Source organism: Flavobacterium sp. Root901, from assembly GCF_001429765.1.
In the GTDB taxonomy this organism is placed as follows: domain Bacteria; phylum Bacteroidota; class Bacteroidia; order Flavobacteriales; family Flavobacteriaceae; genus Flavobacterium.
Genome location: NZ_LMJB01000001.1, coordinates 417985 through 437705, shown reverse-complemented (window position 1 = coordinate 437705; position 19721 = coordinate 417985). Strand labels below are relative to the sequence as shown.

The window sequence follows — 19721 nt, the reverse complement described above, 5'->3', positions numbered from 1 at the left end:
ATGATTGTTAGTGCTGGATTTTTTTAATTGAAAGATTGTCTGAATTCTAAGGGAGAACTATTTGTCTTTGTTTTGAACAGTTTACTAAAAGACTGCTGATGTTCGAAACCCAGTTCAAAAGCAATTTCGCTGACGGATAAATTGGTAGTCGAAAGCTTTTCTTTTGCTTTTTCAATCAGTTTATCATGAATGTGCTGCTGCGTGCTTTGACCAGTAAGATGTTTTAATAATCCGCTTAAATAATTAGGAGAAACATTTAAATTTTCGGCAATATGCTGTACTGTCGGAAGTCCTTTTTTTGAAAGCGAATCATTGGTAAAATAATCTTCCAGCAGTATTTCTAAACGAGCCAGAATTTCATGATTGCTTATTTTTCTTGTTATAAACTGCCTGTTATAAAAACGTTCAGAATAAGTGAGTAATAATTCTATTTGTGCAATAATAACGTCCTGGCTGAATTTATCAATATTAGATTGATATTCCTGCTGAATGTTTTTCATGATATCAATAATCATTTTTTCTTCTTTATCAGAAAGATGCAGCGCCTCATAAACCGAATAGCCAAAATACTCGTATTGTTTAATTTTTTGCGCAAGCGGTGTGTTCCATAAAAAATCAGGATGAATTAATAACGAATATCCCGTATGCTGTAATTCAGAATTTCCTTCGATAGAAAAAACCTGACCCGGAGCAATAAACAATAAAACGCCTTCTTTAAAATCATATTCCTGCTGGCCGTAACGCATTATGGCGTTGGCGTTTCTTTTGAGTGCAATGGAGTAAAAATCGAGAATAAGGCTTTTAGGTTCTTGTTCATTGAGATATTTTAAATCTTCAAAATTATAAACGCTTACAAGCGGATGCTCAGGCTTTGGCAAATCCCGAAATTCATGAAATTCGCTGATACTTTTTATTCGATGTGGTTGTAGATTTGCCATAGCCTAAGTTACCTAATTTTGATTATAAATTGAAGCAAATTCTTTCGCATAATCTGCCAGTTTTGTTTTTCCTAATACAGGACGGTTTTTATAATAATCTTCTCCCAGTGTATCGTTGTGAAGTGCAGCGTACATTTCGACCAGACCTGCAGCAATTTTAGGCTGCATCCCTACAGAGATTAATCCGTTTAGTACTTCTTCATCGCTGATAAATTTCCATTCCAAATCTGGTTTACCAATGGCATTGCCCAGAATACGAGCCGTTTCATGTCCGTTTAATTCTTCGCTTGCTACATAACGAACTTTTTTTCCTTCAGCCGGAGTGGTGATTTCTTCTGCAATTGCCTCAGCAATATCATCTGGCGAAACCCAGGGAATTGTTGAATCTGCACCATAATTTGCCGAAATAAATCCCTGATTTTTTATAGCCGGAATATAGGCCAGTAAATTGTAATAAAATGAAGTTGGGCGCATAAATGTAATCGATACATCTGAAAGCTGATTTAAAACGGCTTCGATTTCGTTATAACGCTGGATAATTCCTGAATTTTCTTTTAAGTGTGCACCAATACTGCTTAAAAATACAATTCGTTTTACGCCGGATTGTTGAATTGCTTCGGCATAAGTGCTGCCAATTTTGCGTGTAAAAGTGTCTAAATCCAGATTTGGGTCAAAATAATTGGCACGAGGAATCATGCAGTAAACGGCATCTGCTCCGGAGAAAGTCTGGGTTAAAAAACTCAAATCTTCTACAGAACCAATAGCTGCTTTTGCCCCCAATATTTCAATTTCTTTTTGTCTTTCGGTACTGCTGGTAATTACCGTAACGTCATGTCCTTTCTGGATTAATTCTTTAGCCAGAGGCTTGCTGATGTTTCCTAGAGAACCTGTAATTATAATTTTCATAAGTTTTAAATTTTGATGATACAAAGTTGCGTAACATCAAAACTCTTACTGTAGCCAAATCTATTATTCTTGTATCCAAAAAAAGGTTCTGAGATGCTAAGGTTCTAAGTTTTTTTTGGGCAGTGACAGATTAAACGGTGAAGAACTTTTAAATCAGTAAAATCAGGTCCAAATCAATCTCAGCTTTTAGATAACTTTTTTTCGTTTTCTGTTTGTGGTTTTCCGGTTGCATTTGGTTCGCCTTTTCCGGTTTCAATTAGTTTTTTAAGACTGTTTTGAATGTAATTTGTCCACGCATCACGGCAGATTTCGAAACATTCATATTCCTGATTTAGTCCGACGTGAGTAAAACGAAGTTCCGTTTTTCCGTCTTTTTCAGAAATTTCAAAAGTTGGTTTTGTTCCGGTCCATTCGGTTTCGTCTTCGGTAAATTTGAAATAATTCTTTTCGACCAGCCATACAATTTTCTGATTCGTAACTACTTCAACTAATTTAATTTTAGCACGATGAATATCTTCATAATGATAATCAAATGCATCATTTAACTGGGTAGTATTTCCTTCAATTTCTTCTGACCACCAGCCGCGGACATTGGTAACGGCATTAAAAACTTCTTCTCGGGATTGATCCACTAGTATTGTTGTTGTAAAATCTGCTGCACTCATTTTTGTAATTTTTAAAAGTTGAATATCAAATTTATATTTTAAAAATCAATAAGTCAGGTTCTTATAAGACAATTCTGAGGGTGATTTCGGACAAAGTTTAAATTATTATGATTGGAGCTGTATGTCCATCTAAGTAAATTTTCCAGAATATTTAACTGTAATGTGGCTGATTTTGATTTTAATTAATTTCTTTTGAAAGCTCAAATAAAATATAAGTTCCGTTTTCAGAGCGTCCTTTTTCCTTTTCAATAAATCCAATTCTTTTATAAAATGCAACGGCTTTTACATTCTCTTCTAAGCATTTTAATGTAATTGGAAATTTTGTTTCCAGAATGGCAGCCTTCAATAATTCGGTTCCGATTTTTTGGCCTTGAAATTCCTCGGAAACATATAAATGATGAATAAAATTATTGGGCATCCAGATCGAAATAAAACCAACGGGAATGTCATTAATATGTGCTACAAAAATGTCTTCGCCTTTTGTTTGTTTTTCAAAATCATCTAATTGAAATTCTGATGTGTCAAGCCATGAAAAAGTTCTTTTTCTTTCTCTTAAAAATAACATTTTCAGTTCTTTAAGGTCTTTGTTCTGAAATTTGGATATGACAATCATGAATAGGCAATTCTGAAATTATTTTAGCATTTTGGCCTCATTTTCAAGCATCTTTTCGATATTAAAATAAATGCCGTCGACTTTGTACTTTCCTTTTTCAAAACTCAGATAATCACAGTTTCCTACTAACGCTTGTCCTTTTGACGGAATTTCGAAAATATTCAAAAGCATATATTCATGATCAATATGGAGAACATGAAATCCTGTTTCGCAATTTTTACCGTCACCAGATGATAAAATAGCGCCCACAATATTGTCGAATTTGAAAGAAGTTTTTTTCGCTAAGTCTTCATCACCTTTTAAGTGATAGATGTAGCTTAGATAATTAATCTGTTTAAGATCAAATGGAAAGCTTTCTAAGGAATTGTTTATAAGAGTAATGATTTTATCATAATCTTTTGTATCCAGGGTTTCCTTATCATAAAATGTACGAAGTTTTTCATCTTCAGGTGAGCTCCAAAATGCATTGTATTTTGGGTGAAAAGCATAGCCAAAATACAAATGCCTGTAATCTTCATGGGTTAAAAGAGTATCATTTTTTACCAATCTTTCCATTAAGACAGGGTAGTAAAAACTAGAATTCTTGTCCTGAATTTCTTTTTCAATGGTTTTGTAATCTGGGATTACGAACGTAAGTTCCTGTGCAGAAGTTTTAATGGCAACTATGAAAATTGTCAGAAAAAGAATTTTTTTGATCATGTTTTTAGGATTTGGTCGAACTAAATTACAAATTAATGCTGATGTTTCAGAAAAAAGAAAACGATCATTTCTGCTCTTCTTTCGACATGCAATGCTAGTTTCTGTCTTTAGTTTTCATAAATTTTATTTTCAGTAAAATTAAAATGGTTTTGTTACAACGGTTTATTAGTAGTAAAATAATTAAAACATTGAATATTTGATATCTATGGTTTTAAATTACCGATGGAAATGTGTGTTGAAAACAGTAGTTATATTAGAAACAAAATCTTTTGTGTATTGTCCGGTTGGATCTAAATCAGGATCAAGAATTGTGATTTCGAGTCCGCTTAGTTTTTGACTTTCAAACAAATAGGAGGTAAGTTCGTTAAATTCATTATAAGATAAACCATCAGGAGTTCTGCTGTCAACGCACGGCATTATATCGTCGTTTAACACATCGACATCGATATGCAGCCAAAAACCATCTAAGTTTTTGTTTTCAACTTCTGAAAGAAATGTTTTTACACAGTTTGCAATTCCTTGTTTGCGCAATTCTGCGAGACTAATATATCGTGCCGAAAATTTCCTGATTTCATTTTCGTATTCGTCATCGTATTCCCGATTGCCGACACACCAAAGGTTTTCTTCTTTTATATAAGGAGATAAATTAAGAATACTGGTCAATTTTTCAGGTCCGTTTCCGGTAACTATAGAAGCTGCCATTCCGCCAACGCCGCCGGTTTCAGATAATGAAACGTCCATAAAATCAGTATGTCCGTCAAGATAAAATAATCCATAATTGCCTTTTTGTTTCAAAGCCATTGCCGCTCCTAAAAGTATGCTGCAATCACCGCCCAGTACAAACGGAAATTTATTGGCACTCAATAAATTGTTTATTAAATAGGCTTGTTCTCTGGCATACGTAACTAATGAATCTGCATTTAAAATATTGGTTTCAGGATCTTTTTTGTTTGAATATTTTGGAGGATCTACCCGTACAATATTTTTAGGATTAATTATTTTATGCAAATTGTGTTTCCATAACCAATCGGGCAAGCGATTTACTCCTGGTTCTTTTCCTGCATGAGGTTCTTTTAAACCTAAATTAGAAGTGAATTCAACAATGCATATTTCTTTCATAACGTTATTATTTACTGATAAAGTTATTAAAATTAATTCCGAAGCGGCTATTTTTTAACAGATGAAAATTAAAAATCCGATTTGTTTTTTACAAATCGGATTTCATTAAGTATAAATTTATTTCCTGTTTAAATCTGTAATTAGTAACGGATTATTTTTCTTTAGTTTAGTAACCAATTCCTCAACCGTTTCCGGATTTTCTTTAATTGATTCAAACTCAGCAGCGGTAATTCCAACAATCTGCAAAAAAGAAACTTCTCCATGCGGAGTTTGTTTTTTTTCAATTTCGGGATCGTTCACAAAAAGTAATGCGACAATTTCAGTATCTGTATCCAGCCTGATTGGCCCGTTTGCCGGCATGTAATGAAATTCTTCAAACCAGTTTCCGCTGTCAAATACGTACTTGGCAATGTTTTGCAAAAGAGCAATTGCCCAGCTCGGATTCCCGTTATCTGCTTCAAAAGGCTTTAATCTAAACGTAAGTTCAAATCCCCATTTACTGAATTCGCCGCCGGCTTTTTCTTCATTATAATACAATTCAGAAAATCCGTAGGTTACGAAATGAAAATGATCTTCCTGTTTTTTACTTTCGTAAAAACTAACACCATCAAGCGGGTACTCGCCCCCAAGCATATAACTAATCGCCGGAGCAAAATGTTTGGGCTCCTGGTCGGGATAAAGCTGTTCAAATTCTTTGTCTATTTCTAGCCATCCAACAGCATCATCTTCAGAAAATTGTTTTTTGTATTCTTCTACTGTCATCAGTATTTAGTTTTAAATTAAATCGAATACAATATAAGGTTTCCGATGTAAAGAAGATATTAATATGTTTTTAATTTATTCATAATCTGCTCTGCGGCAAGTTGTAAACCTTTGCCATAATCTCCTTTTTTAAATTCAGGGACGGCATAAGTTGTTATAATATTCTGCGTGTCGCTGTCGCTTAATTTATAACGAATTAGATCAATACTCTGAACCTGAATTTGTCTTAATTCTTTGCTTACTACGATTAAAATAGTCGGATCAAGTTTTGGATCTTTTGCCAGATATTTGTCTAATTCTAAAGCGTAATCCGGAAAGGTTGTGTAAGGCTGTATAGATGAAGTTGTTACTACGGTAATTTTGTATAAATACTGCTTTTCAAACGCTTTTAAAGTATTACTTAATGCTGTAATCTGATCGGAATTTAGAATTTTTTCAAAATCGTTTACATAATCGTAAGGTTTTGAAAAAACATTTTGCGGATCTGAAACAGGACTTTCTTTTTTTGCCTGAGAAAGTAATATACCGGGTGAAAACAAGGCAATTATAATAATGAAGAATAATTTTTTCATCGCATGCGAAGATTAGATTTGGTGCCGCAAAAATACCACATTATTGTTTTAGGATGAAAAGATAAGCTGCATATTTAACAAAGAAAAAAAGTGGCAGTCTTGCAGAGGTCTTTAAGTTATTTTAATTGCGTTACTTTTCCTGTGTGTACATCATATCGCATCGAAATGATCTTGATGTTATGCTTTTTTACAATTGGATTTTCCTGAACTAATTTTGCAGAATGTTGAATATTAGCATCAATTGCGCCTGAATAATTGTTAGCTTTTGGTAAAACTTTATCCGCTTCAATTTCTTCATTTTCTTTGGCAATTGTTTCTACAATATCGTCGATATGAGTAAAATGCTTTTTGTAAGCTCCGTTTTTATCGTTGATATATGCTTTTATGGCCCCGCATTCTGTATGGCCTAAAATAACTATTAATTTAGCGTCAAGATGCTCAATGGCATATTCAATACTTCCCATGTCAATATCAGAAATTAAATTACCGGCGTTGCGTATTACAAACAGATCGCCTAAGCCCTGGTCGAATACAATTTCCGGCGAAACCCTGCTGTCTGAACAAGTAACAATAACAGCAAATGGTTTTTGTCCGTCCTGATTGGCCAGAACTGAATTTTTATCCTGATGCGGATGAATTGATTTTCCACTTAAAAAGCGCTGATTTCCTGATATTAATTGTTCTGTGCAGTTTGCTTTATCATTTTCAGTAGTGACAACAGCTTCCTGCTCTTTGTTTTGTTTACATCCCAATAAGGAAAAAAAGACTAAACAGATTATTATGATTTTTGTTTTCATTTTTTTATTTTAAAATTGAATTAATAATTGTTTATTGCCAGAAAGCAACAGACAAAATTATTTTGTCAAAAATCTTTTGTTAGCCAGTAAAAGTTTTTTTTCTGTCAGAATAAATTTTTTCCGACGAAAGAGATTTGGAAAAAACAAAAAGGTCTGATTTGTTTTTTAAATCAGACCTTCAGAATTTTATAATACAGGAATTAAATGTTCCCAATTTAATTGCTTTGCAAAATCGAGCGGCGTTTTTCCGCTTACGGTTTTAGCATTTTTATCTGCTCCTGCTTCTAATAATATTTCAATTGAAGTAAGATTTCCTGCGATTGTTTCTCTATGCAAAAAAGTATAACCCAATTCGTCTTTTGCCGTTATTTCTTCCGGATTATTTTTTACGAAATCAATCAGACTTTGTTTCATGTTTTTACTCATAGGATGTTCTATAAGGTTTTCCGGTTTTTCTTTTTGTTCGTTTACAACTAAAATATCATTGAAATCCCCAAAATCCAATCCCCAAGCTTCGTCGTGATCTTTTCTTTCGTCATTGCTCATTTCTGAGCGCATTGCCTGAATTGTGTAACCTCCGTAGGTTTTTCCATCAATTGCAAATAACCAGTCACTGATTTGATTGACTGGAATTTGTACTTCATCTCCGTTATTTACATTCGTTAAGTCATTTGGCTGATTAACCAGGACGCCATAAATAGTATCGCCATCAAAGTTTACATCATTAATCCACATGTGTTCTACTACTGTTTCACCATTTATGTCCTGAGTAAAAGCCACTTTAACACAGGCAACATCAAGTCCCGGAATTATTCTTCGGTACTCCCAGGATAATTCTCTCCAGAAATATTTAAAGGTTTCCTGCGCTTTTTTGAACGCTTCGATCATTTTTGGGTTTTCGCCGTCTGCAAAAAATATTGTTGTTTGTTCCATTTTTCAAAACTTTTAATGAATATAAAAGTAGTATTATTTTTACATTTATACATAATTTGCATTATAAATTGAAAAAATCCGATCTGCTTACTGCAAATCGGATTTTTAAATATGAAATAAAATATGGTTTAGAAATTCACATCATCTGCAATATTTCCACCTTGTTCAGCGGCAAATTTTGCAGCATATTCTTTTTGTTTTTCCTGCTGATAGTTAGAGAATTCGATAATATCTTCAGAGTTCCAGTTTTGGTTTTGTTCTGTCATCCATTGCATTGCTGCAGATTGAAAATCTGCAAGATTGATTCCGAAATTCTCTAAAATCCATTGAGCCCCGTCAATTCCATATTCGTACGCTGCTTGTCTCGCTCCGGCAAGTTCTTCGTAAAAATAACGGTCAGTTTTTATTTTTTCTAAATTCGCAGCGCCTTCTTCTGAAATTTCAGCTTTAAGATTTTCTAATTGTGGCACTGTAACATTTTCAGCATAGTACTGTCCAAACAATGTGGTAACGGTAAACGAAGTATCTTCGCCCATACGCTGCGGCCAGATTGTATTTAATTCTTCCCAGATTACCGGCTCGAATCCCATTGCTTTACAAACTTCAAGATAATCGATTCCTGCGCTTATTTTAAGGCACATTGCCGTATAAGTTCTTAAATCTACACCGTGTACAGGCTCAAGAAACGGATTGTTGTCTTCGACCTTCACAAATCCTGAAGTCTGGATTCCGCTGTATTTTAGGGAATTTGCGTGTTCGAATCGAATCATCTGGTCAGAATCGCAATTGTTCCATTCGGTGTAAACGCTTCTTCTATAATTAAAATATATGTTTTGAATGTCTTTTTCATCAAGGTTTTCTCCGCTTGCGCGCTCATCTGCGATCCATGCTTCGGCTCTTTTTGCAACTTCGGCATCAAAATCTTCTACATCATAATGAGTTCCGTGCAAAGTTTCAGGATCATATTCTACTTCCTTATAATCATTTGCATAACTATCTTCATAATTGTCATTTGATGTTTGTTTCTGCTCGTAATTCTGATTTTCTTGTTTGCTGTCTCCAGTTAGAGCTCCAAAAAGTTTCTTAAACATTTGTTGATTTTTAGGGATTAATAATTATTTATTTTGTATTTGATTTTGATACATTTTTTCGTTGTGTTCTTTTAAATCCGGTGTAATCTTATTCCATTCGTCGTACATGGCACGCAGATAAATTTGGTATAATTTCGGAGCATTTTTAATAGCAGACTGTCTTTGTTCTTCCAGTTCATCCATTTTAGCCTGAATTTCATTCAGGGCTTTTTTATCTGACTCGTGTATTTTACTAAGACTTAATTCATGCCGCTGGTGATAGAGTTCGCGTTCTTTTTTATCTTCAGTTTCAAAAGCTTCGTACAAATGAGATGTTCTCTGTTCTGCAAGTCCGCGCGCAATATTCTGGAGGTTTCTGGCTTGTGTGCTTGGCGCAAATGTATTTTGTGTTTTGCAGTACGGACATGAAATGTAAGTTTCGATTAAAAATATCTTTTCGATCTCTATATTTCCGCCGCATTGCGTACAATTGAATTTATTTTTTATAGCATCATATTCATCCAGTATTTTTTGATATTCAGCTTCAAGATCGCGTTCCTGTGTTTTTTCGATTTGTTTTCTCCAATATTCGTATTTGTTTTCAAATTCTTCGTAACGATCCGAACATGCATTTCTAAAATCAGAAACTAAATCGTGATGTTTACTTAAAACCGAAATCTGAGCATTGTAATTGTAGTAAACATTAAGTATTTTTTCTTCGTAAGTATTTCTGGCTTTTTCTCTTGTATTGTTTAATTGTCCGTTAACACCCGAGTAAACTCTGTGAAAAGTTCGTTTGTACAAATCGTCATCACTTTGCAGTATTTCTTTAAGCTCAGGAATTGCTGCTACAGCAAATTCCTCCATTTTTGCTTCTAGTTTTTCTAAGAATGAAAACCATCTTTGTTGTGATTCCTGCAGTTCCGAGTACCATCCCGGAATAGCTTCATCGTCTTTTTGTTTATTAAATAATCCGAACACGTTATTTTTATTTTTTTAAATTGAATTATCTTCTTTTTTAATATAAACTCCGTCTGTTAGTTTTACGGTTATAAATTCAAATCCGCAATATGCACAATGCGTTAAGCCATCTTGTTTTGCTCTTCCGGCTCCGCAGTTTGGACAATCTTTGACATCCATTTTGGCATCTGTCATTTTTGTTTCGCCGCCATAATTGGTCTGATTTTGAGCTTTTTGTTTTAGTTTATCTAAAAACGAACTGACTTTTTTCTCTTCCATTATAATTGGCTTAATAATTCAGATTTTTTTGCTTTGAATTCATCTTCATCTATTAAACCGGCGTCAAACAAAGATTTTAGTTTTTGAAGTTTCGATGTCAAATCATCTTTAATTTCTTCTTTAGGAGTTTCTTTGTTTTGCTGTATTTGATTTAGAAGAATTCCCATACTTAATGCATTTTGAGTAGCATCATGAAGTGCCGTTCCTTTATCGCCAATAGCCGCAGCAGTATTAAATTTGGTAAATTTATCCATATCAGTTACCATATTCATATTGGTGATTTTGTCGTAATGTGCAGTGACTTCTTCCGGCAGTGTTACGCTTGTGATTACAAACTGCGTTAATTCAATTCCGAATTGAAGAAAATACGGTTTTAAATACGGTTCGATTTTTTGACCCAGCTGTGTAATATTTCCGGCAATATCTGTAACGGTTATATTTTCGTTTGCCAGAACTTCACCAAATTTTGGAGCAACAAAATCTCTTAACTGGTTTTGTAATTCGAAAATCGTAAGCTGCTGATAGGTTCCGGCATATTGACGAAAGAATTTAGCAGCGTCGACAATTTTAATATCAAAACTTCCGAAAGCACGAACTCTGATTTGTCCAAACTGTGGATCGTTAAGCAGGATAGGAGCAGGAGTTCCCCATTTATTATTGATGAATTGATGTGTATTGAAAAAATAAACATCAACCTTAAACGGACTTTCGAATCCGTATTTCCAGCCTTTTAGTTTGCTTAAAACAGGAATATTTTCTGTGGATAAAGTATAAAGTCCCGGCTGATAGACATCTGCAAGTTGTCCTTCATTTAAAAGCATTACCTGCTGGCTTTCGCGAACCGTTAATTTTGCACCGTTTTTAATTTCTTTATCTTCATCGTAGAATTTCCACATTAGTAAATTAGGGTCACTTGTTGTGGATTCGATTATTTCTATAAAAGGTAGTTTCATGAATTCTTATTTATAAAGATTAAAAATAAGAATTATAAGACGATTACAATGTTTTTTTATGTCAAGTTTTTAACAAATTTTTCTTAATAAATTTTAAGAAAATGTAATTTGAATAAAGTTTGAAATTACCAGGAAAGGATTCGTAACTTGAAATTCCGTATATAGATTCGCCAATCTTTGTCGAGTTTCTGCGAAGATTTCTCCTTCGTCGAAATGACAAAAAATGCTTCTTGAATAATTTGCATAAAAAAATCCGATTCACTCTCGCAAACCGGATTTTTAAATTGAAAATTATATATAACCGTAAACGGTATATTTTTACAAGTGAATTACTTCGCCGTAAGCATCAGCAACAGCTTCCATAACTGCCTCGCTCATTGTTGGGTGAGGGTGGATAGATTTAAGGATTTCATGACCTGTAGTTTCCAGTTTACGGGCTACAACTGCTTCAGCAATCATATCTGTAACACCAGCACCAATCATGTGGCATCCTAACCATTCTCCGTATTTAGCATCGAAAATTACTTTTACGAATCCGTCAGCAGCACCGGCAGCTTTTGCTTTTCCAGAAGCTGAGAATGGGAATTTACCAATTTTTAATTCGTAACCTTTTTCTTTTGCTTGTTTTTCAGTTAAACCAACGGAAGCGATTTCCGGAGTTGCGTAAGTACATCCTGGAATGTTTCCGTAATCAATTGGGTCAACGTGTAAACCTTTGATTTTTTCAACACAGTTAATTCCTTCTGCAGAAGCTACGTGAGCTAAAGCCTGACCCGGAGTAACGTCTCCAATGGCATAATATCCCGGAATGTTGGTTTGGTTGTAAGCGTTTACTAAGATTTTATCTCTGTCAACAGCGATTCCAACTTCTTCTAAACCAATGTTTTCAATATTTGTTTTGATTCCAACTGCAGAAAGTACGATGTCTGCTTCAAGAATTTCTTCTCCTTTTGCAGTTTTCACAGTTGCTTTTACTCCGTTTCCAGTAGTGTCAATTTTTTCTACAGAAGAGTTTGTCATGATTTTCACACCTGCTTTTTTCATAGAACGTTCCATTTGCTTAGAAATGTCTTCGTCTTCAACAGGAACGATGTTTGGCATAAATTCTACAATAGTAACTTCAGTTCCCATTGAGTTGTAGAAATGAGCAAATTCAACCCCAATTGCTCCGGAACCTACAATAATCATAGATTTTGGCTGCTCTGGTAATGTCATTGCCTGACGGTACCCAATTACTTTTTTACCATCCTGAGGTAAGTTTGGCAATTCACGTGAGCGAGCTCCGGTTGCGATGATAATATGATCTGCACTGTACTCAGTAACTTTATTATCTTTATCTGTAACGTCAAGTTTTTTTCCTGGTTTTAGTTTTCCAAAACCTTCGATAACGTCAATTTTGTTTTTTTTCATTAAGAATTGAACTCCTTTGCTCATTCCGTCAGCAACGCTGCGGCTTCTTTGAACAACAGCAGGAAAATCTTTATCGAATTCAGAAACTTTTAATCCGTAGTCAGAAGCGTGTTTCAAATAATCAAAAACCTGAGCAGATTTTAATAATGCTTTTGTTGGGATACATCCCCAGTTAAGGCAAACTCCACCAAGACTTTCTTTTTCTACTACAGCTACTTTAAAGCCTAATTGCGAAGCTCTAATTGCTGTTACATATCCTCCAGGACCACTTCCTAAAACAATAACGTCGTATTTCATTTTTTTTGTTTTTAGTATTAACTATCGAAAATGAGGGTTATAGATTCCGAAACTCACTTACCGATTTCTTTTGTTATTTGTGCTTGCGAATTTAATGATTTATTTTAAAATAGTAAGAAGTAAAAAAGTAAAAAGGTAAAATGTGGAATCTTTAAAAAATGGATACTGGTTCCCGATTCAAATTTCAGCTAAAAAAGAATGCCACAAATTACAGGATTAAAAAGATTATTAAAATCAGTGTTAATCCTGTAATTTGTGGTATTTTTTTATTCTAATGTTAGATTAAAAAGCTTTGTGCGGCTTCGGTTTCGCTCAGCCTGACAAAAACGATTTAAACTAACAATTAAACTTTTACGTGTCCCCAGTTTTCGCCGCTGGCAATTCTGCGGATCTGCATTTCGCTTACCCCAAATTGTTTGGCGATCATTTTAAGACGCGTTTTTTGTTCCGGTCTCGCTAATATCTTTTTGATTAACATGACTTTTGTCGTCGTTAATTTTCTTCCGTCTGCTTTAAGGTTGTGTTCAATCAGGTTCTTTTTTGCCTGAATTACACGTGGACTTTTGCGGCTGTGCGCCATCATTTCCTGTTTTGTCGCCCAGCGTAAATTGCTTACATCGTCATTACTTCTATTATAATCAAGATGAAGTACATATGTCTGGTCTTCAGATTCTTTTGGAATAAAATATTGGGCAACTAATTTGTAAAGAAATAAATATTTGTTGATGATTTTGTCGTCTTTTTTAACTTTAAATCTAAAAGTTGGATATCCATCGCTTAAACCGCCTTTAAGGATTCGGCCGGTTTCAATATTATCAGTAAAACTTATTAATCTTCCTCTGTTTGAAATTGCGTATTTAAGTTGTAATGATGCATTTATTTCTATTTCTTTGAATTCTTCGTTAGGATAAAATCTATTATGTGGCATTTTCTTTTTCATTTAAATTTTGTCTCTCAAAGATAAAGAATTATGAAATGAAGAAAGTTATACTGTAAGTTACATAATATCAATTTTATGATTCTTATAACGCTATTTTAACTTTTCAAAATGATTTTTACACTTATTTGGTCAGTTTAAAACTTCAAATTGTGGATTATGCAGAATTATATTTTTCTGCAAAAGCGTAATTTTCACATTTTTTGATTAAAAAGTTATTGATCAAGCCAGTTTTTGAAATTATTAATTTCTTTTTTACTGATAATTATAGGATCATTTTCGATAGGAGGGACATTCAGAATCAATTCGATTTTTTGATGTGAATGTTTTATAACTTCTTTTATCGTATTTCTGTTTACGATATATTTTCTGTTTATTTTGAAAAAGATAAAAGGATCCAGACTATTTATGATATCCGTAATGGTGCTGTTGTACAAATGACTGTTACCGGATTTTACATAAATAAAAAGGTGTTTTCCCGACGCGGCAAAATACGTGATTTCTGATTCGTTGACTGAAATTAATTTATAACCATGATTTACCAGAAAATGACGCTGAATTTTACTTGTTTCCGGATTTTCAATTGCCACTAAGGACTGCAGGGTTGCATCGGCATTAAAACTTTCCTTTATTTTTTTGAATTTGCTCAGAGCTTCTAATAATTCCTGTTCTTCAAAAGGTTTTAAAAGATAATCGATTGTAAAGTGTTTGAAAACAGAAATTGCATATGAATCGTAAGCCGTGACAAAAATAACAGGGCAGGAGATTGCTGCTTTTTCAAAAATTTCAAGACTTTTTCCGTCGCCGAGATGAATGTCCATAAAAGCTAAATCGACATTGTTTTCTTTAAAAAAGCCGACAGCTTCCTTTACAGATTTTAAAACTGCAATTTCGGCAATCTGTAAAATGTCCTGCTGTTCTAAAATTGATTTTAGATAACTGGAAGCAAGATATTCGTCTTCGACAATGGCGATTTTCATCTTGAGATAAAATTAAAAAAGTTTAATTTTTAAGTATAATACTTAAATAATTTTGCAAATATAATTGTCTCCGGTTTTTATACAACATTTTGAAAGCAAAAAAGGCCCAGTTGTAAAAACTGGACCTTTTTAAAAAAAACAATAGGTAATTATAGATTGGGATTGTTTAATCTCGCGTCTGCCGGGTAAATAATCGTATATCGCGGATCGTTTTGTATCAATGTGTAATTATCACCATCAAATGTGTGTACGATTTGTTTTTGAGATGTTCTTCTCAAATCAAACCAGCGCTGTCCTTCAACAGCAAACTCACGGTGTCTTTCTTCGTAAATAAAATTTGTTAAATCTGCAGCATTCATTGCATTAACTTCAATTTCAAGTTGTACATAAGCTGCTGCTGTATATCTGTTTTTGATGAAGTTTAAAACCGTTGTTTTAGCATCGGCAATATTGTTCAATTTTAATGAAGTTTCTGCTTTTGTTAAGTATAACTCAGAAGTTCTGAAAGAACATTTTTGATCAATATTTCCACCTTTTTGTATTCTGTAACGGCTTCCGCTTGCTAAGAAGTAAAGAGGAAAACGTAGATCAGTTGTTTTGCTATAAGCAGCAATTAAATCTGGTGAAGCATAAACAGTTCCTTTTAAGTTGTTTATTAAACCGTCTTCAAGAGCTAAAATTGATTCTTTAGAATCGTATTTTGTAGCAAAAACAGGCGTAGCTTTTAAATCAATTAAAGTGCTGTTAATCGCTAAAGCTTTATTTGAAGCATCAAGAGACTTTTGCCACTGCTGCTGGTATAAATAAATACGGCTTTCTAAACTGTATAAAGCAACTTTAGAGAAACGGTAGTTAAGACCTTTTGTTTGAGAATCTTTGTTGATGAATTTTTCAGCTTCCTGAGTATCAGAAATAATTTGGTTATAAATTACTTGTACACTTTGAGGAACATAAGCCTGCTCTAAATCAATTTCTAAAGCCAAAGGAACTCCTTTGTCTGAACCAGCTGTTGCAGCATTATATGGTTTTCCGAAAAGGTTAATTAAATCGAAGTAAGCCATTGCTCTTAATGCATACGCTTCTCCAATTAATTGGTTTCTTTCTTCAGATACGTCTAATTTTTTAGACGCTTCGTTGATAATTACGTTTGTATAAAAAATAGTTTTGTATAAATCTGCATATTGAAAAGTAGTGGTAATACGATCCGGATTTGCATCTTTCCAAATGTAAACATCTCTATAGTAGGTTACGTCATCACTAAATTCATTCATCGTTAATTCGTCTGTACGAACTGCCGTTAATGATTTGTGCTCAGGATATACATCGTATCCTTTTGTTAAAACTGCGCGGTACTGTTCTAATGTTTCCGGAATAACACGACCAACAGGTTGGATGTCCAGATAATCATCACAGCTTGTTACAGCAAGTGCTGCAGCAAAAAGTAGTATATATTTTGAGAATTTTTTCATCTTTAATTTTATTAGAAAGTTACATTACATCCTAAAGTAAATGACTTAGGAACTGGTTGTGCATAAATGTTTCCGAAAGTTTCAGGGTCAAAGTAACCTTTGTAATCAGAACTGATTACGAATAAGTTTCTAGCTTCAACATTAAGTCTGATGCTTGAAATGTTAATTTGATCTGTAAACGCTTTAGGGAATGTATAACCTAAACGCATACTGCTTAATCTCATATAGCTCATTTCGCTAACCCATGTATCTAAATAATTATATGTAGGGATTTGATTTCCTCCTGAATACCATAAATATGGCATATAAGAATCTCCTGTTCCGGTATCTTTACCATTAATTGCTGGTAAATTAGAAGATGTATTAGTTGGCGACCATGCATCTAAGATATCTCTGCTGTAATTTTGTCCTCTGTCTACAGTTGTTCCATTATATGGAGGCGTTTTTGTAACCGTTTGTTTGATGTTGAAAGAAGCTGCAATTGTTAAATCAAAATTACTTACTTTGAATGTATTGGTAATACCTCCTGTAAATTTAGGATCTTTGTCTCCTAAGTATGTAAACAAATCTCTAAATTCAGCAGCTGATAAGTTTGATTGCACCAATTCTCCAGGGAAAAAGTCAGCAAACGGATCGTATAAACCAAAGAATGCCTGAGAGTTTACTGTTTCTCCTTTTTTGTTGATGAATAATGGATATCCGTTTTCGTCAATTCCGTTTGTTTTAAATCCAAATACCGCATTTACCGGACGACCTTCTCTGTTTGGCAGGTAATCAGTATCACGAACTTGTATACGATCTACGTTACTTTTGTTATGAGAGAAGTTAATACTTGTATTCCATTGAAAGTTTGGACGGTCAATGTTTTTAGTAGACAACGTAATTTCATAACCTTTATTCGTTACTTGTGCCCAGTTCATGTTAGTATATTCAAAACCATTTTCTAAAGGAAGCGCTCTTAAACCAATTAAGTCAGAACTTTTTCTTCCGTATAAATCCGTTACAAGGCTAATACGATTGTTAAATAAACCTATATCAGCACCAATGTTAGTATTAGTTGTTTTTTCCCAACGTAATTTTTCATTTGGCGGGCTGTCAACAGTAATAATTTGCTCATTTTGTCCTGGTAGAATAACAGTTGTTCCAATAGTACCCATTACGTAAGGAGAAGTATTTTTGTCAATATTTCCTTGTAAACCGTAAGATGCACGAAGTCTTAAGTTTGAAAGTGTTAAGTTATCTTTTAAGAAATCTTCTTCAGATACTGCCCAAGATGCAGATGTTGACCAAAGTGGTAAATATTTGTATTTTGGATCTACACCAAATAAATCTGAACCATCATATCTCACACTTCCAAATACACTGTATTTTCTGTTATAAGTATAAGAAGCAGTAGCGAAGAAAGAAGCAAAAGCATTTTCATTCTCACTTTTAGCATATTGTTTGTAATCAGCTTCTTTAGCCCAGCCTGCATTAGGAAAAACAATTTGCTGAGTAGTTAGGTTTTTCTCATCAAAGCCAAATCCTTTTGTTGCAACAGATGTTGTATAGTTTCTTCTTAACTCATTACCAACCATTGCTTCAATTTCATGTTTCTCCGCAATTTCAGTTTTATAGTTAACCATTGTTTTTAGGTTATACTGAAAAAAGTCTGTATTTGAGTTTTGAATAATACCACCTTCAGGAAGGAAATAATTGTAAGCTCCGTTAGTAAAATAACGTGATTTTTCTTTTTGTTTTCTGGTGTAATAAGTGTCTTTTCCAGCAAATTTTTCACTAGCAGTATTGTCTAACTGTAAACCTAATTGAGAGGTTACTTTTAAGTCATTAGTAAGTTTATATTCTGCATCTAACAAAGCTTTAATAGCTCTGGTTTTTAAATCGTAAGAAGTATTATTTCTTTCTTCGATAATATTAAAAGGAACATAACGACCAGAATAACCAGTAATGTCTGGGTCATATTTGTAACTTCCATCTGCATTATATGGAGTTAAATATGGGTTTACATTTCTTGAATAGTTCGATGGGTTTGTAAACGCATCTGTATCTGTTAAGTAAGATGTAGTTTTATTTTCTGAACCAAAAATTCCAACACCAACTTTAAATTTATCAGTTATTTGGTAGTTGTTTTTTAATGTTAAGTTGTAACGTTTGAAACCAGTTCCAATAGTTGCCCCTTTTTCATCATAGTATCCTAAAGAGAAATAGTAATCCGATTTTTCTCCACCTCCGGATAAACTTAAACCGTGCTGCGTGTTGATTGCAGTTTGGTATAATAAGTTGCCCCAGTTTGTATTGTTTCCTCTTAAAGAGTTAATAGATTGCTGTGTTGCAGGGCTTAAAGCAGAGAATCCGCCAGCTCTGTAAGCATTCAATTCACCTGATCCGTTTAAGATACGAGAAATATCTCCGCCAGAATCTCTGTAAGTTAAATCAGCACGGCTTGCTAAACCAAGTTCAAAATCAACTTTTTCATTTGCGTTCATCAAGTTTAATTTAGAAAACTCAGGTCTTTGCGTGATAAAAGTATTTGTATTAAAACTTACTACCATTTTACCAGCACGTCCTTTTTTAGTAGTTACAACGATTACACCATTTGCAGCACGCGCACCGTAAATTGCAGTTGCAGCAGCATCTTTTAAAATCGTAATATCTTTAATATCGTCCGGGTTTAAACCTGCAATAGAATAGTTATTTAATACATCAATATTGTCTTTGTCATAGTTTTTAGGAACTTCATTTCCTTCTAATGGCAACCCATCAAGAACCCATAAAGGATCTTGTGTACCATTAAGAGAAGCTGTACCCCTGATTCTGATTTTTGCTGGTGCTCCAGGTGCTCCCGATGGTGTACTTACCGCAACCCCGGCAATTTGTCCAACCAATAATTGGTCAATACTGGAAACCCCGGTCTGCTGGATCGCCGCCATATCAATTTTCGTAACGGCAGCAGTAAGTTTTCTTTTCTCAATTTTTTGGTAACCTGTTACAACAACTTCCTGAAGTTTTGCTGTTTCAGATGTTAAGTTGATCGTATAGTTTTTTTGAGCAGAAAGTTCAAGAGTATACGATTTGTATCCCATGAAGGTAACTCTCAATGAAGTAATATTTTTTGAAATTTTCAATGTGAACTTACCATCGAAATCTGTAGTAGTTCCGATTCCTTCACTTTGAATAATACCTGCCATGGCAGTTTTGTTTGAGATGGAATTGTTCTCAACGAAGATTGACGCACCAGGAATTGGCGAAAGGTCAGCTTCATCTTGAATAATCCCTGTAATAGTTCGGGATTCCTGCGAGTATCCTGCGATGGCCAGGAACAGCAGTAAGGCATGTAGAATTTTTTTCATGTTTTGGGTTAT

General features: G+C 34.0%; 19 protein-coding genes. All 19 read right to left on the bottom strand.

Translation table 11 applies throughout. The annotated features are described in order from the left end of the window. Positions 1–23: 23 nt before the first annotated feature. The gene (locus ASE21_RS01665) at positions 24–938 is read right to left on the bottom strand and encodes a helix-turn-helix domain-containing protein (RefSeq protein ID WP_057120818.1); all 915 of its coding nucleotides are present in this window, start codon (positions 936–938) and stop codon (positions 24–26) included. 12 nt (positions 939–950) lie between these two features. Then, positions 951–1844, bottom strand: a complete 894-nt coding sequence (locus ASE21_RS01660) for an NmrA family NAD(P)-binding protein (RefSeq protein WP_057120817.1) — start codon at positions 1842–1844, stop codon at positions 951–953. Between the two features lie 179 nt (positions 1845–2023). Then, entirely contained in the window at positions 2024–2509 is a 486-nt protein-coding gene (locus tag ASE21_RS01655) for an SRPBCC family protein (protein ID WP_057120816.1), read from the bottom strand. Positions 2510–2687: 178 nt separating this feature from the next. Next, on the bottom strand, positions 2688–3074 hold the full coding sequence (locus ASE21_RS01650) for a GNAT family N-acetyltransferase (RefSeq protein ID WP_242410205.1): 387 nt from the start codon (positions 3072–3074) through the stop codon (positions 2688–2690). Between the two features lie 66 nt (positions 3075–3140). Further along, positions 3141–3821, bottom strand: a complete 681-nt coding sequence (locus ASE21_RS01645; RefSeq protein WP_057120814.1) for a DUF4919 domain-containing protein — start codon at positions 3819–3821, stop codon at positions 3141–3143. A 216-nt stretch (positions 3822–4037) separates the two neighbouring features. Further along, entirely contained in the window at positions 4038–4940 is a 903-nt protein-coding gene (locus ASE21_RS01640) for an arginase family protein (protein ID WP_057120813.1), read from the bottom strand. 117 nt (positions 4941–5057) lie between these two features. Next, positions 5058–5702, bottom strand: coding sequence for a suppressor of fused domain protein (locus ASE21_RS01635; RefSeq protein ID WP_057120812.1), 645 nt, complete (start codon positions 5700–5702; stop codon positions 5058–5060). 59 nt (positions 5703–5761) lie between these two features. Then, on the bottom strand, positions 5762–6274 hold the full coding sequence (locus ASE21_RS01630) for a TPM domain-containing protein (protein ID WP_057120811.1): 513 nt from the start codon (positions 6272–6274) through the stop codon (positions 5762–5764). 116 nt (positions 6275–6390) lie between these two features. Then, positions 6391–7071: a carbonic anhydrase gene (locus ASE21_RS01625; protein WP_057120810.1), complete on the bottom strand. Its 681-nt coding sequence runs from the start codon at positions 7069–7071 to the stop codon at positions 6391–6393. Positions 7072–7257: 186 nt separating this feature from the next. After that, positions 7258–8004 (bottom strand): DUF2314 domain-containing protein, encoded by a 747-nt coding sequence (locus tag ASE21_RS01620; protein WP_057120809.1) that lies wholly within the window; start codon positions 8002–8004, stop codon positions 7258–7260. Between the two features lie 128 nt (positions 8005–8132). Next, entirely contained in the window at positions 8133–9095 is a 963-nt protein-coding gene (locus ASE21_RS01615) for a DUF6620 family protein (RefSeq protein WP_057120808.1), read from the bottom strand. A gap of 24 nt (positions 9096–9119) precedes the next feature. Beyond that, positions 9120–10055 carry a hypothetical protein gene (locus ASE21_RS01610; protein WP_057120807.1) on the bottom strand — a complete coding sequence of 312 codons (936 nt, stop codon included), beginning with the start codon at positions 10053–10055 and terminating at the stop codon, positions 9120–9122. Positions 10056–10070: 15 nt separating this feature from the next. Then, positions 10071–10313, bottom strand: a complete 243-nt coding sequence (locus ASE21_RS01605) for a hypothetical protein (protein ID WP_057120806.1) — start codon at positions 10311–10313, stop codon at positions 10071–10073. Next, positions 10313–11266: an SPFH domain-containing protein gene (locus ASE21_RS01600; RefSeq protein WP_057120805.1), complete on the bottom strand. Its 954-nt coding sequence runs from the start codon at positions 11264–11266 to the stop codon at positions 10313–10315. Before ASE21_RS01600 ends, ASE21_RS01605 begins: the two co-directional genes overlap by 1 nt. Positions 11267–11584: 318 nt before the next feature. Further along, a complete protein-coding gene (lpdA, locus tag ASE21_RS01595) occupies positions 11585–12973 on the bottom strand; it encodes a dihydrolipoyl dehydrogenase (RefSeq protein ID WP_057120804.1) in 1389 nt (462 codons plus the stop codon). A 343-nt stretch (positions 12974–13316) separates the two neighbouring features. Further along, positions 13317–13901 carry an NUMOD4 domain-containing protein gene (locus ASE21_RS01590; RefSeq protein ID WP_057121158.1) on the bottom strand — a complete coding sequence of 195 codons (585 nt, stop codon included), beginning with the start codon at positions 13899–13901 and terminating at the stop codon, positions 13317–13319. A gap of 224 nt (positions 13902–14125) precedes the next feature. Further along, positions 14126–14890 carry a LytR/AlgR family response regulator transcription factor gene (locus ASE21_RS01585; protein ID WP_057120803.1) on the bottom strand — a complete coding sequence of 255 codons (765 nt, stop codon included), beginning with the start codon at positions 14888–14890 and terminating at the stop codon, positions 14126–14128. A 149-nt stretch (positions 14891–15039) separates the two neighbouring features. Beyond that, positions 15040–16359 (bottom strand): RagB/SusD family nutrient uptake outer membrane protein, encoded by a 1320-nt coding sequence (locus ASE21_RS01580; protein ID WP_057120802.1) that lies wholly within the window; start codon positions 16357–16359, stop codon positions 15040–15042. Positions 16360–16370: 11 nt separating this feature from the next. Continuing rightward, positions 16371–19709, bottom strand: coding sequence for a SusC/RagA family TonB-linked outer membrane protein (locus ASE21_RS01575; RefSeq protein ID WP_057120801.1), 3339 nt, complete (start codon positions 19707–19709; stop codon positions 16371–16373). Between the last annotated feature and the right edge of the window lie 12 nt (positions 19710–19721).

What these genes read in the sequence shown, in the direction of transcription:
- ASE21_RS01615 (WP_057120808.1), bottom strand. Translation starts at nt 9,095, where the DNA reads ATGTTTAAGAAACTTTTTGGAGCTCTAACTGGAGACAGCAAACAAGAA.
- lpdA (WP_057120804.1), bottom strand. Translation starts at nt 12,973, where the DNA reads ATGAAATACGACGTTATTGTTTTAGGAAGTGGTCCTGGAGGATATGTA.
- ASE21_RS01665 (WP_057120818.1), bottom strand. Translation starts at nt 938, where the DNA reads ATGGCAAATCTACAACCACATCGAATAAAAAGTATCAGCGAATTTCAT.
- ASE21_RS01660 (WP_057120817.1), bottom strand. Translation starts at nt 1,844, where the DNA reads ATGAAAATTATAATTACAGGTTCTCTAGGAAACATCAGCAAGCCTCTG.
- ASE21_RS01630 (WP_057120811.1), bottom strand. Translation starts at nt 6,274, where the DNA reads ATGAAAAAATTATTCTTCATTATTATAATTGCCTTGTTTTCACCCGGT.
- ASE21_RS01625 (WP_057120810.1), bottom strand. Translation starts at nt 7,071, where the DNA reads ATGAAAACAAAAATCATAATAATCTGTTTAGTCTTTTTTTCCTTATTG.
- ASE21_RS01580 (WP_057120802.1), bottom strand. Translation starts at nt 16,359, where the DNA reads ATGAAAAAATTCTCAAAATATATACTACTTTTTGCTGCAGCACTTGCT.
- ASE21_RS01640 (WP_057120813.1), bottom strand. Translation starts at nt 4,940, where the DNA reads ATGAAAGAAATATGCATTGTTGAATTCACTTCTAATTTAGGTTTAAAA.
- ASE21_RS01650 (WP_242410205.1), bottom strand. Translation starts at nt 3,074, where the DNA reads ATGTTATTTTTAAGAGAAAGAAAAAGAACTTTTTCATGGCTTGACACA.
- ASE21_RS01585 (WP_057120803.1), bottom strand. Translation starts at nt 14,890, where the DNA reads ATGAAAATCGCCATTGTCGAAGACGAATATCTTGCTTCCAGTTATCTA.
- ASE21_RS01635 (WP_057120812.1), bottom strand. Translation starts at nt 5,702, where the DNA reads ATGACAGTAGAAGAATACAAAAAACAATTTTCTGAAGATGATGCTGTT.
- ASE21_RS01575 (WP_057120801.1), bottom strand. Translation starts at nt 19,709, where the DNA reads ATGAAAAAAATTCTACATGCCTTACTGCTGTTCCTGGCCATCGCAGGA.
- ASE21_RS01605 (WP_057120806.1), bottom strand. Translation starts at nt 10,313, where the DNA reads ATGGAAGAGAAAAAAGTCAGTTCGTTTTTAGATAAACTAAAACAAAAA.
- ASE21_RS01645 (WP_057120814.1), bottom strand. Translation starts at nt 3,821, where the DNA reads ATGATCAAAAAAATTCTTTTTCTGACAATTTTCATAGTTGCCATTAAA.
- ASE21_RS01590 (WP_057121158.1), bottom strand. Translation starts at nt 13,901, where the DNA reads ATGCCACATAATAGATTTTATCCTAACGAAGAATTCAAAGAAATAGAA.
- ASE21_RS01600 (WP_057120805.1), bottom strand. Translation starts at nt 11,266, where the DNA reads ATGAAACTACCTTTTATAGAAATAATCGAATCCACAACAAGTGACCCT.
- ASE21_RS01655 (WP_057120816.1), bottom strand. Translation starts at nt 2,509, where the DNA reads ATGAGTGCAGCAGATTTTACAACAACAATACTAGTGGATCAATCCCGA.
- ASE21_RS01620 (WP_057120809.1), bottom strand. Translation starts at nt 8,004, where the DNA reads ATGGAACAAACAACAATATTTTTTGCAGACGGCGAAAACCCAAAAATG.